The 13,438-nt window shown below is 42.1% G+C and carries 13 protein-coding genes and 1 pseudogene; all 14 read left to right on the top strand.

The annotated features are described in order from the left end of the window. Positions 1-73: 73 nt before the first annotated feature. The 14 genes and pseudogenes from glgB (at position 74) to ACOXXR_RS06255 (ending at position 13,414) form a co-directional block, all read left to right on the top strand. Positions 74-1,975, top strand: coding sequence for a 1,4-alpha-glucan branching protein GlgB (gene glgB, locus ACOXXR_RS06320; RefSeq protein WP_023022736.1), 1,902 nt, complete (start codon positions 74-76; stop codon positions 1,973-1,975). 117 nt (positions 1,976-2,092) lie between these two features. Then, positions 2,093-3,235 carry a glucose-1-phosphate adenylyltransferase gene (locus tag ACOXXR_RS06315; protein ID WP_023022737.1) on the top strand — a complete coding sequence of 381 codons (1,143 nt, stop codon included), beginning with the start codon at positions 2,093-2,095 and terminating at the stop codon, positions 3,233-3,235. After that, entirely contained in the window at positions 3,225-4,361 is a 1,137-nt protein-coding gene (gene glgD / locus ACOXXR_RS06310; RefSeq protein WP_445278293.1) for a glucose-1-phosphate adenylyltransferase subunit GlgD, read from the top strand. Before ACOXXR_RS06315 ends, glgD begins: the two co-directional genes overlap by 11 nt. Next, positions 4,361-5,788, top strand: coding sequence for a glycogen synthase GlgA (gene glgA / locus ACOXXR_RS06305; protein WP_023022739.1), 1,428 nt, complete (start codon positions 4,361-4,363; stop codon positions 5,786-5,788). Before glgD ends, glgA begins: the two co-directional genes overlap by 1 nt. 48 nt (positions 5,789-5,836) lie before the next feature. Next, a pseudogene (locus ACOXXR_RS06300) lies at positions 5,837-6,328 on the top strand (ZmpA/ZmpB/ZmpC family metallo-endopeptidase); the annotation flags it as partial. A gap of 270 nt (positions 6,329-6,598) precedes the next feature. Beyond that, positions 6,599-6,799, top strand: a complete 201-nt coding sequence (locus tag ACOXXR_RS06295; protein ID WP_023022742.1) for a F0F1 ATP synthase subunit C — start codon at positions 6,599-6,601, stop codon at positions 6,797-6,799. A gap of 32 nt (positions 6,800-6,831) precedes the next feature. After that, positions 6,832-7,548 (top strand): F0F1 ATP synthase subunit A, encoded by a 717-nt coding sequence (atpB, locus tag ACOXXR_RS06290; RefSeq protein WP_445278292.1) that lies wholly within the window; start codon positions 6,832-6,834, stop codon positions 7,546-7,548. Between the two features lie 18 nt (positions 7,549-7,566). Continuing rightward, entirely contained in the window at positions 7,567-8,061 is a 495-nt protein-coding gene (atpF, locus tag ACOXXR_RS06285) for a F0F1 ATP synthase subunit B (protein WP_445278291.1), read from the top strand. After that, positions 8,061-8,597: a F0F1 ATP synthase subunit delta gene (locus tag ACOXXR_RS06280; RefSeq protein ID WP_023022745.1), complete on the top strand. Its 537-nt coding sequence runs from the start codon at positions 8,061-8,063 to the stop codon at positions 8,595-8,597. The genes atpF and ACOXXR_RS06280 overlap by 1 nt, the downstream gene beginning before the upstream one ends. A gap of 15 nt (positions 8,598-8,612) precedes the next feature. Further along, positions 8,613-10,118, top strand: a complete 1,506-nt coding sequence (gene atpA, locus ACOXXR_RS06275) for a F0F1 ATP synthase subunit alpha (protein ID WP_350018772.1) — start codon at positions 8,613-8,615, stop codon at positions 10,116-10,118. Between the two features lie 15 nt (positions 10,119-10,133). After that, complete coding sequence (locus ACOXXR_RS06270; RefSeq protein WP_324737801.1) at positions 10,134-11,015, top strand: F0F1 ATP synthase subunit gamma; 882 nt, start codon at positions 10,134-10,136, stop codon at positions 11,013-11,015. Positions 11,016-11,103: 88 nt separating this feature from the next. Further along, entirely contained in the window at positions 11,104-12,510 is a 1,407-nt protein-coding gene (gene atpD, locus ACOXXR_RS06265; protein ID WP_123159335.1) for a F0F1 ATP synthase subunit beta, read from the top strand. 13 nt (positions 12,511-12,523) lie between these two features. Further along, the gene (locus ACOXXR_RS06260; protein ID WP_031573404.1) at positions 12,524-12,943 is read left to right on the top strand and encodes a F0F1 ATP synthase subunit epsilon; all 420 of its coding nucleotides are present in this window, start codon (positions 12,524-12,526) and stop codon (positions 12,941-12,943) included. Positions 12,944-13,183: 240 nt separating this feature from the next. After that, positions 13,184-13,414, top strand: a complete 231-nt coding sequence (locus ACOXXR_RS06255; protein ID WP_023022750.1) for a DUF1146 family protein — start codon at positions 13,184-13,186, stop codon at positions 13,412-13,414. The last annotated feature ends 24 nt before the right edge of the window (positions 13,415-13,438 follow it).

Raw genomic sequence — 13,438 nt, 5'->3', positions numbered from 1 at the left:
GAATATTTCAACTATTTATAGTAGAATAATACTATTAGGAAGCGCTTTCATAAGAGGCGAGAGAGGTGAGTGAATGGATACGAAACAAGCATTGTACACATTTGGAACCGGAGAGAACTTTCATCTTCAACATTATCTAGGGGCTCATAAAGAGCAAGTAGATGGTGTGGAGGGGTATTGTTTCCGCGTATGGGCTCCAAATGCACAGGCAGTACACTTAGTAGGTGATTTCACCCAATGGGAAGAAAATGAAATTCCTATGGTGAGAAATGAAGCTGGTGTTTGGGAAGTTTTTACAACAGCACCTCAAGTGGGAGATATTTATAAGTACCATGTTACAAGACAAAATGGCCACCGCTTGATGAAGGTGGATCCTTTAGCGGTACGCATGGAAAAACGTCCAGGTACAGGAGCGGTTATTACTGATATTCCAGAGCGGAAATGGAAAGATGGACTGTGGATGGCGAGACGGAGAAAACTTGGTTTTCGATCTCGACCAGTTAATATCTATGAGGTTCATGCTGGATCCTGGAAACGGAATGAAGATGGAAGTCCTTATTCCTTTGCTCAGTTGAAGGAAGATTTGATTCCTTACTTGGTGAAAATGAACTATACCCATGTGGAGTTCATGCCGGTGATGGCTCACCCGCTCGGACTAAGTTGGGGCTATCAATTGATGGGTTACTTTGCCTTGGAACATACTTACGGAACACCGGAAGAGTTTCAGGATTTCGTTGAGGCCTGTCACTTGAATAACATTGGGGTGATTGTGGACTGGGTGCCCGGACACTTTACGATCAATGATGATGCCTTGGCCTATTATGATGGGACACCAACCTTTGAATATCAGGACCATCATCGGGCTCACAACTATGGTTGGGGAGCAATGAACTTTGACCTAGGGAAAAACCAGGTCCAATCCTTCCTTATTTCTAGTGTAAAATTCTGGATTGAGTTTTATCATTTGGATGGAATCCGGGTCGATGCGGTCAGCAACATGCTCTACTTAGATTACGATAGTGGTCCATGGACACCAAATATCGATGGTGGAAATCTCAATTATGAGGGGATTCATTTCCTTAAACGAATGAATGCGGTGATTAAACTTGAGCATCCTGATGTGATCATGGTTGCTGAAGAAAGTTCATCTGGAACTAAGATTACTGGTCCAGAAGAATACGGTGGCTTAGGTTTTGACTACAAGTGGAATATGGGATGGATGAATGATATCCTTCGCTTCTACGAGGAAGATCCTATTTACCGGAAATTTGATTTCAATTTGGTGACCTTTAGCTTTATGTATGCTTTCTCTGAGAATTTCTTGTTGCCGTTTTCTCACGATGAAGTGGTGCATGGCAAGAAGAGTCTCATGCATAAGATGTGGGGAGATCGCTACAATCAGTTCGCCGGCTTGAGAAATCTCTTGACCTATCAGATTTGTCACCCAGGGAAGAAATTGCTCTTCATGGGTTCAGAGTTTGGCCAATTCTTAGAGTGGAGGTCTGAAGAACAGTTAGAATGGTCTAATCTGGAAGATGACATGAACCGCAAGATGCAAGAATTTACTTCCCAGCTCAATCAATTCTACAAAGACAACAAGATGTTGTGGGAAATTGATGATAGCTATGATGGTATTGAGATTATTGATGCAGATAACCGAGATCAAAGCGTTTTGACCTTTACTCGTAAGGATAAAAAAGGAAATCATTTGCTTTGTATCTTTAATATGGCACCAGTAGAGCGCAAGGACTTTACAGTCGGCGTCCCTGTAGCTGGGGTCTATGAAGAAATTTGGAATACAGAATTAGAGAAATGGGGAGGTGTCTGGAAAGAGCACAACCAAGAAGTGAAGACTCAAGAGGGATTATGGAAAGATTATCCACAAACCTTAACCTTTACTTTACCGGCTCTTGGAGCTAGTGTATGGAAAGTGAAACGAAAACTTCGTTCCAATGTGTCTAAAACAAAAGAATAGTTGTTGGTGATCTACTGATCGCGGTCTATGATCCCATTCCTAACTCTGTAGAAGAGGCCACAGTGCCTCTCCTCAGAACTGGGAAGAAGGTCTCGTCAATCCAAAAAGGAGTAATCAATGAAGAATGAAATGCTAGCTCTGATCCTTGCTGGTGGGCAAGGAACTCGCCTTGGAAAACTCACTCAAAGCATTGCCAAACCTGCAGTGCAATTTGGGGGACGTTATCGTATTATTGACTTTGCCTTATCCAACTGTGCCAACTCAGGTATCCACAATGTTGGCGTGATTACTCAGTATCAACCGCTTGCCTTAAACAATCATATCGGAAATGGTTCAAGTTGGGGTCTTGATGGTATTAATACTGGGGTTTCTATCCTTCAACCTTATTCTGCAAGTGAAGGAAATCGTTGGTTTGAAGGAACAAGTCATGCGATTTTCCAAAATATCGACTACATCGATAGCATCAATCCAGAGTACGTATTGATTCTTTCTGGAGACCATATCTACAAGATGGACTACGATGAAATGCTTCAGTCTCATAAAGATCACAATGCTAGTCTTACAGTAGCTGTATTGGATGTACCTTTAAAAGAAGCTAGCCGTTTTGGAATTATGAATACGGATGCCAACAATCGTATTGTAGAGTTTGAAGAAAAACCTGCAGAGCCAAAATCGACAAAAGCTTCCATGGGAATCTATATTTTTGACTGGGCTCGCCTTCGCAATATGCTAGTGGCTGCAGAGAAGAGTGACATCGATATGTCTGACTTTGGTAAAAACGTTATTCCAACTTACCTTGAATCTGGAGAAAGCGTCTATGCTTATGAATTCAAGGGCTATTGGAAAGACGTGGGGACTATTGAATCTCTCTGGGAAGCGAATATGGAATACATTGATCCAAACAATGCCTTGGATAGCCGCGACCGTCACTGGAAGATCTATTCTCGTAACTTGATTTCACCACCAAACTTCTTTGGCGAACATGCTAATATTGAAGATTCCTTGGTAGTGGATGGGTGCTTGGTAGACGGAACCGTAAAACGTTCTATCTTGTCTACGGAAGCACAAGTTCGTAAAGGTGCAGTCGTTGAAGATTCTGTTATCATGAGTGGTGCCATTATCGGTCAAGGTGCTGTGATTAAACGTGCTATTATCGGTGAAGGAGCAGTTGTTTCAGAAGGTGTTGTCATCGATGGAACGGAAGAAGTACAAGTCGTTGGATATAACGAAAAAGTGGGGGTAGCAACAGATGAAGATTGATAAGTATTCAGCTATTTTAGGAAACACAGTAGGCTTCCATGATATGTCGTCATTGACAGATCATCGTCCTGTTGCCAGTCTGCCATTTGATGGGAAATATCGCTTGATCGACTTCCCGCTTTCTAGCCTCGCTAATGCAGGAATCCGTAGTGTATTTGGTATCTTCCAGCAAGAAAATATCAGTTCTGTCTTTGACCATATTCGCTCTGGTCGTGAGTGGGGCTTGTCAACTCTTTTGAGTCACTACTATCTCGGTATCTACAACACTCCAGTAGAAAGTTCAAACGTTGGCAAGGAATATTATGAGCAACTATTGACCTATTTGAAACGCTCTGGTTCGAACCAGACAGTCGCTCTTAACTGTGATATCTTAGTAAACATTGATTTGAACCAAGTCTTCCACTTGCACAATACCGTTGACAGACCAATCACAGTGGTCTACAAGAAAATGCATCATCGTGACATTTCTGAAGTAAATGCGGTTTTAGAAATCGATGAGACAGACCATGTACGTGGACAAAAATTGTTTGATGGAACAGATCCAGATGCTCTCTATAATATGTCAACGGATATCTTTATCGTTGATACACCATGGTTGATTGAAAAATTAGAAGCAGAAATCCATAAAGAACATCCAGAAAAATTGCGTTATATCCTTCGTGATTTAGCAGTAGAACACGGGGCCTTCGCTTTTGAATACACTGGCTATATTGCCAATATTCATTCAGTTGAATCTTACTATCGTGCTAACTTGGATATGTTGGAAACCAATAAATTCATGTCCCTCTTCTCACCAAACCAAAAAGTTTATACCAAGGTGAAAAATGAAGAGCCTACTTACTATGCTCCTGGTTCGCAAATTAAGAATTCGCAATTTGCCTCAGGAAGTATTGTAGAAGCTTTGGTGCATGATTCGATTGTGTCTCGTTGTGTTCATCTACATAAGGGGGCTGAAATTCGTAGCAGTCTCTTGTTCCCAGGCGTTGTTGTCCATGAGGGAGCAGTCGTCGAGCATGCGATTCTTGACAAGGGAGTTGTGGTTGAGGCTGGTGTAACCATTCGTGGAACCCAAGAGGCACCTCTTGTGATTAAAAAAGGTGCTGTGATTACAGAGGATATTGGATAATGAAATTATTGTTTGTTGCCGCAGAAGGAGCTCCCTTTTCAAAAACAGGGGGGCTAGGAGATGTGATTGGAGCACTTCCTAAATCCTTGGCTAAAAAAGGACATGATGTTCGTGTCGTCCTCCCCTACTACGACATGGTAGAGGCGAAATTTGGCGACCAAGTTGAAGATGTTTTGCACTTCGAGACCAGAGTGGGATGGAGAAGTGAATATGTTGGTGTGAAACGCATCTATCGTGATGGTGTTACCTTCTATTTTATTGATAACCAAAAATATTTCTTTAGAGGACATGTCTACGGAGATTTTGATGATGGGGAGCGCTTTGCCTACTTCCAATTGGCAGCGCTTGAGATGATGGAACGTGTAGACTTTATTCCAGATATCGTCCACGCTCATGACTACCATACAGCCATGATTCCTTTCCTACTAAAAGAGAAATACCGTTGGATTCAAGCTTACAATGGAATTAAGTCTGTCTTGACCATCCATAATCTGGAGTTCCAAGGTCAGTTTGATCCAGGAATGTTGTGGGATCTGTTTGGAGTTGGATTTGAGCGCTACGAAGATGGTACCCTTCGGTGGAAGGATTGCTTGAACTGGATGAAGGCCGGGATCCTCTATGCTGATCGTGTGACGACGGTTTCACCAAGTTATAGTTATGAAATCAGAACGGCTGAATATGGTTGTGGCCTTGATCAAATCTTGCGCATGGAATCTGGTAAATTGACGGGGATTGTGAATGGAATCGATACTGACCTCTACAATCCTGAAACAGACCCGCTATTGACCTATCATTTCAGTAAAGATGATTTATCAGGAAAAGCGGCAAGTAAGCGAGCTCTTCAGGAACGTGTCGGACTTCCGGTTCGTGATGATGTTCCCTTGTTTGGAATCGTTTCTCGTTTGACTCACCAAAAAGGCTTTGATGTGGTAGTTGAAGAATTACATAACCTCTTACAAAAGGATATCCAAATCGTTCTTTTGGGAACAGGAGATCCTGGCTTTGAACATGCCTTTTCTTGGTTTGGTCAAGCTTATCCAGATAAACTCTCTGCCAATATTATGTTTGATGTCCAGTTAGCGCAGGAAATTTATGCTGCTTCTGATGTCTTCTTGATGCCAAGTCGTTTTGAACCATGTGGACTATCTCAAATGATGGCCATGCGCTATGGCACGCTACCATTGGTTCACGAGGTAGGAGGACTTCGAGATACAGTACAAGCCTATAATGTGCTTGATGGTAGTGGTACTGGCTTTAGCTTTAACAACCTTTCTGGTTACTGGCTAAACTGGGCTGTAGATCAAGCATTGACAGTCTATACTCATGATAAGGATGCTTGGCTTGGTCTCCAAAGACAAGCCATGAGCCGTGACTTCTCATGGGATACAGCTAGTCAACATTATGCTGATCTCTATCAATCATTATAAGATGAATGGAAAACGCCTATTTTAGGCGTTTTTTTTTGCTTTTGCAGGGAAGAGTTTGCCCAAGGAATGTTGCAAACACCATCTGTATCTAATTCAAATGGGAAATACAAAGCTCTGGGTCTCAATATGGCCTACGAACGTCCCAACGATGGAAACCAATGGTACAATACCAATCCAAATGACCTCACCTCACGCGAGGAGATTGATCGGTAAATGAAGGGGTAAAACGATACGCTCATACTTCTGGATTATCTAGAAGGGGAAGCTGTCCTCAATAAATGCAGTCAAGATTGGAATAAAGCTTACTTCAATCAAGTTGTGACAAGTGCCAAAAAAGGAGTTCAATCTATTGAAATCGATGGTAAAACCTACAATAGCTATGAAGACTTGAAACGTGAATTTGCTGAAGCAGTTGATAAAGATAAGGCTACCCTAAGTAACGGATCTGTCAAATTTGGCAATACTGTTTCACTGAAAGAAAAAGTCTTTAAGAAATTGCTGCAACAAACAGACAGTTTCAAAACCTCTATTTTCAAATAGGAAGAAAATGCTCATCTGCTTAGCAGGTGAGTTTTTCTATTTTTTATAAAATTGGATCTCCAACTGATGAAATAGTATAAATTTGTATGGAGAACAAAAATAGACAATGTGTTTGAAAATGACCAAACTCTTTCGAATGCTAGTGGCAAGAAGTATTTTAAAAGTGGTGACAGAATCATAGTAAAACGTTTTCTTTCTAAGCAAACATTTGACTTTTCTATCTTTTAGGAGTAAACTAAAGAGGTAAAATTTATAAAAGGAGAATTCATCATGAATTTAACATTTTTAGGTCTTTGTTTAGCCTGTTTTGGTGTGTCACTTGCGGAAGGTTTGATGATGAGCAATCTGTTCAAATCTGCATCACGTCAACCAGAAATTATTGGTCAATTGCGTAGTCTCTTGATTCTTGGTGTTGCCTTTGTCGAAGGTACTTTCTTTGTAACTTTGGCCATGGCCTTCGTTATTAAATAGACAACTCTATTTAGAAAAGGAGGTGTCAAACCATGGAAGAAAGTTTGAACCCAACCGTTAACATTGGACCAATATCCTTTGATTTGACCCTGCTTGCCATGTCTCTTGTAACTGTTTTGATGGTTTTTGCCTTTGTCTACTGGGCAAGTCGTAAAATGACCATCCGTCCAAAGGGTAAACAAAATGCTCTTGAGATGATTTATGACTTTGTGATTAGTTTTGCCAAACCAAACATTGGAGAATCATACATCAAGGATTATTCCTTGTTTCTGTTTTCTCTATTCTTGTTTATCTTGGTTGCCAATAATATTGGTTTAATGGCAAAAGTACAAACAACAAACGGTTATAACTTGTGGACTTCTCCAACAGCCAACCTTGGATACGATTTATCCCTCTCATTATTGATCACTTTGATCGCTCATGTAGAAGGAGTTCGTCGTAGAGGCGTTAAAGAATATTTGAGAGCATTTGTTACACCTGGCTTTATGACTCCGATGAACATTTTAGAAGAGTTCACCAATTTTGCCTCCTTGGCGATTCGGATTTACGGAAATATCTTTGCCGGTGAGGTCTTAGCGGGATTGCTATTGGCCTTGTCACAACATGCCTTGTATTGGTATCCTTTTGCCTTTATTGCAAACATGTTATGGACAGCATTTTCGATTTTCATTTCATGTATTCAAGCTTATGTATTTACCATGTTGTCATCTATGTACATTGGTAAAAAAATAAATGAAGGGGAAGAGTAAGTAGAGGAGGATTAGAAGATGGATTTAACTATTAGTACCATTATTGGTGACTTTATTCTGATCGCTGGTTCCTTCCTTTTATTGATCTTTTTAGTGAAGAAATATGCTTGGGGAAATATTACCAGTGTCTTAGATGAACGCGCTGAAAAGATTTCTTCAGATATTGATGGTGCCGAGGAAGCCCGTAAAAAGGCAGAGGAACTTGCTAGCAAACGCGAAGCTGAGTTAGCGGGTAGCCGCAAAGAAGCTGCGTCTATCGTCGAAAATGCAAAGGAAACTGCAGAAAAGAACAAATCTCAGATTCTTTCAGAAGCCACTCAAGAAGCAGTACGTTTGAAAGAAAAAGCGCAACAAGAAATTGCGCATAACAAAGAAGAAGCATTGAACAGTATCAAAGGCGATGTGGCAGATCTCACTGTCAATCTTGCCAGCAAATTGTTGAGCCAACAGCTGGATACTGAAGGTCAACGCCAACTGATCGATCGCTATCTTGATGAATTAGGAGAAGCCTAATGGACAAAAAGCAACTGATGGTGATTGAGAAATATACCCAGCCTTTTGTTCAATTGGTCTTTGAAAAAGGAGAACAAGATCTTGTCTTTGAAAAATTGACCCAAATCAAGGGCATTCTTGAGGAGACTGGACTTGCGAACTTCTTAGCTCATATCGGTGTAGAGGATGAAGAGAAAGCAAAAAGTCTACGGCTTTTTCAACCCTCTGATTCACAATTACTCGACCATTTGATTGAAGTGGTGATTCTCAATCATCGTGAAGCCTTATTTTATGACATTGTAACGGTTTGTTTGGAGCAGATTCAATTACTGAGCAACGCTTTTGTCGTCACAGTTACGACAGTTGCAGGTTTGGATCCCATTCAAGAGCAAAAGCTAGTACCCATTATCGAAAGAAAATTTGGGGTTCAAGTTCGCTCGATCCAACAAAAGATCGATCCAGATTTAATTGGTGGCTTTGTCGTGACAGCCAATCATAAAACGTTGGATACCAGTCTCAAACACCAATTGCAAGTTATAAAATCTAAATTGAAATAGAAAGTGGTGTGAATTTTGGCGATTAACGCACAAGAAATCAGCGCTTTAATTAAGCAACAAATTGAAAATTTCAAGCCAAACTTTGACGTCACTGAGACAGGTGTTGTAACCTACATTGGTGACGGGATTGCTCGCGCTCATGGGCTTGAAAATGCCATGAGTGGTGAGTTGTTGATCTTTGAAAATGGCTCATACGGGATGGCCCAAAACTTAGAAACAACGGATGTCGGGATTATCATCTTGGGTGATTTCACGGATATTCGTGAAGGAGACTCTGTCCGTCGTACAGGTAAAATCATGGAAGTCCCTGCAGGAGATGCCTTGATTGGTCGTGTTGTCAACCCACTTGGCCAACCAGTGGATGGTTTGGGTGAGATTGTGACAGATAAATTCCGTCCAGTTGAAACGCCAGCTCCTGGTGTTATGCAACGGAAATCTGTCTCAGAACCTCTACAAACTGGTTTGAAAGCCATTGATGCCCTTGTTCCAATTGGACGTGGTCAACGGGAATTGATTATCGGGGACCGTCAAACAGGGAAAACCTCGATTGCCATCGATACTATCTTGAACCAAAAGGGGCAAGATATGATCTGTATCTATGTGGCGATCGGTCAAAAAGAATCAACAGTTCGGACGCAAGTAGAAACTCTCCGTAAATACGGAGCTATGGATTATACGATTGTGGTAACTGCTTCGGCTTCTCAACCGTCTCCATTGCTTTATTTGGCACCTTATGCAGGGGTTGCAATGGCCGAAGAGTTCATGTACAATGGCAAACACGTTTTAATCGTCTATGATGATTTGTCAAAACAAGCCGTTGCTTACCGTGAATTGTCCCTTCTTCTTCGTCGTCCGCCAGGACGGGAAGCCTTCCCAGGGGATGTTTTCTACCTTCACAGCCGTTTATTGGAACGTTCTGCGAAAGTATCGGATGAATTGGGTGGTGGTTCCATTACTGCGCTTCCAATCATTGAGACACAAGCAGGGGATATTTCTGCTTATATCGCGACTAACGTGATTTCGATCACAGATGGCCAAATCTTCTTGCAAGATAGCCTCTTTAACTCAGGAATTCGTCCAGCCATTGACGCAGGATCATCTGTGTCACGGGTTGGTGGATCAGCCCAAATCAAGGCTATGAAGAAGGTTGCGGGGACTCTCCGTATTGACCTAGCTTCTTACCGTGAGTTGGAAGCCTTCACCAAGTTTGGTAGTGACTTGGATGCCGCTACTCAAGCTAAGTTGAACCGTGGTCGCCGGACAGTAGAAGTCTTGAAGCAACCAGTCCATGAACCATTAACTGTCGAAAAACAGGTAGTCATCTTGTATGCTTTGACACATGGATTCTTGGATAGTGTACCTGTTGATGATATCCTTCGCTTTGAAGAGGAATTGTTTGCCTTTGTAGAAGTGCATCATCCAGAAATCTTTGAAACCATTCGGACGACCAAAGATCTTCCAAGTGAAGAAACAATGGATGCAGTGATTACTGACTTTGTCAACCAATCAAGTTTCAAATAGAAATAGGAGTGGCAGATGGCAGTTTCTTTAAATGATATCAAAAATAAAATTGCATCGACAAAGAATACTAGTCAAATTACAAATGCTATGCAGATGGTATCTGCTGCCAAACTTGGGAAGTCTGAGCAAGCTGCCAAGGACTTCCAAATTTACGCATCTAAGGTTCGTAAGCTATTGACCGACCTCTTACATGGACATGAGGCTGAGAATTCTAAGTACCGTCCATTTTTAAAGAGTCGGCCTGTCAAAAAGTCTGCTTATATTGTCATCACTTCTGACCGTGGACTAGTGGGAGGATACAACGCCTCTATTCTCAAGTCTGTCATGGAATTGAAGGAAGAATACCATCCAACGGGTGAGGATTTCGAAGTCATCTGTATTGGAAGTATTGGGGCAGATTTCTTTAGAGCAAGAGGCATCCAGCCGGTTTATGAACTACGTGGCCTAGCTGATCAACCAAGCTTTGATGAAGTGCGGAAGATCATTAACAAGACAGTCCAAATGTATCAAAATGAATTGTTTGATGAATTGTATGTCTGTTATAACCACCACGTCAATAGTTTGACCAGTCAATTGCGGGTTGAGCAAATGCTTCCGATCATTGACTTGGACCCCAACGAAGCAGATGAAGATTATATCTTGAATCTGGAGTTGGAATCAGACCGAGATGCGATTTTGGATCAATTGCTTCCACAGTTTGCTGAGAGTATGATTTATGGAGCCATCGTTGATGCCAAAACAGCTGAAAATGCTGCCGGTATGATGGCCATGCAAACAGCAACAGACAATGCCAAGAAGGTAATTGATGAATTGACCATTCAATACAACCGAGCTCGTCAGGCGACCATTACGCAAGAAATTACGGAAATTGTTGCAGGAGCGAGTGCGCTTGAGTAGTTGATTCGATGCACATTTTAACAATACAAAAATAAGCTTGCTTATATGTATGACCAAGCTTAGAAACTTAATAGAATAGGAGAATGACATGAGTTTAGGCAAAATTTCTCAGGTTGTAGGTCCTGTCGTTGACGTAGCTTTTGCTGCGGGCGATAAACTCCCTGAGATTAATAATGCGCTTGTAGTCTATAAAAATGACCAACAAAAATCAAAAGTCGTTCTTGAAGTAGCTCTTGAACTTGGGGATGGTGTCGTTCGCACCATTGCCATGGAATCAACAGATGGCTTGACTCGTGGGATGGAAGTATTGGACACTGGTCGTCCAATCTCTGTGCCTGTCGGAAAAGAAACTCTTGGACGTGTTTTCAACGTCTTGGGAGATACCATTGACTTGGAAGAAGCATTTCCAGAAGATGCTCCTCGTGAATCCATTCATAAAAAAGCTCCATCCTTTGATGAGCTTTCTACTTCAGAAGAAATTCTTGAAACAGGGATCAAGGTCATTGACCTCTTGGCCCCTTACCTGAAAGGTGGGAAGGTCGGCCTCTTCGGTGGTGCCGGAGTTGGGAAGACCGTCTTAATTCAAGAATTGATCCACAACATTGCCCAAGAGCACGGTGGGATCTCCGTCTTTACCGGGGTTGGTGAACGGACCCGTGAGGGGAATGACTTGTACTGGGAAATGAAGGAATCTGGCGTTATCGAAAAAACAGCCATGGTCTTTGGACAAATGAACGAACCACCAGGAGCACGGATGCGTGTAGCCTTGACTGGTTTGACCATTGCGGAATACTTCCGTGATGTGGAAGGTCAAGACGTTCTCTTGTTTATCGATAATATCTTCCGTTTCACCCAAGCCGGATCAGAAGTATCAGCCCTTTTGGGACGGATGCCTTCTGCCGTTGGTTACCAACCGACCTTGGCAACTGAAATGGGTCAATTGCAAGAACGGATTACCTCAACCAATAAAGGTTCTGTTACATCGATCCAAGCCATCTATGTGCCAGCCGATGACTATACAGACCCTGCCCCAGCAACAGCCTTCGCCCATTTGGACTCAACGACCAACTTGGAGCGTAAATTGGTTCAATTAGGGATTTACCCTGCCGTTGACCCATTGGCATCTAGCTCTCGTGCCCTTTCTCCAGACATCGTCGGAGAAGAGCACTATGCAGTGGCTTCTGAGGTCAAACGCGTCCTTCAACGCTACCATGAACTGCAAGATATCATTGCCATCTTGGGGATGGATGAATTGTCTGATGATGAAAAGACCTTGGTGGCTCGTGCCCGTCGTGTCCAATTCTTCTTGTCTCAAAACTTTAACGTGGCGGAACAATTCACTGGTCAACCAGGTTCTTATGTACCGGTTGCAGAAACTGTACGTGGTTTTAAAGAAATTTTGGACGGGAAACACGACCACTTACCTGAGGATGCCTTCCGTGGTGTCGGTTCGATCGAAGATGTGATTGCAAAAGCTGAAAAAATGGGATTCTAAGAAGAGGTGAAAGATGAGTCAAATGAACGTCCAAATCGTTACACCGGATGGACTGGTTTATGATCATCATGCCGCATTTGTATCTGTCAAGACAATTGATGGTGAATTAGGGATTTTACCTCGTCATATCAATACCATTGCGGTTTTGGCTGTAGACCAAGTCAAGGTCCGTCGGGTCGATGACGAAAAACACATTGATTGGATCGCCGTGAATGGTGGGATTATCGAAGTGGTAGATAATGTCATTACCATCGTAGCGGATTCGGCGGAACGCGCTCGAGACATTGATATTAGCCGGGCTGAGCGTGCGAAATTGCGTGCTGAAAAAGCCCTTGAAGAAGCCAAAGATCAACATTCTGTTGATATGGAGCGTCGTGCAAAAATTGCCCTTCAACGAGCTATTAACCGGATTAATGTCGGAAATCGATTATAAAAAGTTAAAGAGGCTGGGACAAAAGTCCTAGCCTCTCAATTGTCTTTGGATTGTCGCGCAAGACACAGTGGTTGAGTGAGCTCTACTACGCTGATTTCATCAGCTTTTACAGTCCTACTCAACTGTGCGGAGGTGGGACGACGAAATCGAATTCTGACGAATGACCGATTTCTGTCCCACTCTCTTTTTTTGAATCTAAAGAATATAAAGGGAAACTTTTTCTTGTGGTATAATAGAGGTATGATTCAAATGATTTTTACTTTTTGCAGTCACCTATTATTTATTTCTTTTGCCTACCACCTTCTTTCAACGGTGGTTCAGTGGGAGCGTTTTTTAAAGGTAAGTGCTGATACAGCCTTGAAAATTCGTCTTCTTATTCTATTGATCAGCATTAGTTTAGGGTATTTGACGAGTAGCTTCTTTATCAGTATCTATGAATTCAGTCGGCAGTTGTTTAACGGGAACTTTTAGCTTCTTTTTTGATGAATTTATGGT

This window comes from Streptococcus sp. KHUD_013, from assembly GCF_052588545.1.
This window is presented reverse-complemented; position numbering and strand designations above follow the sequence as displayed.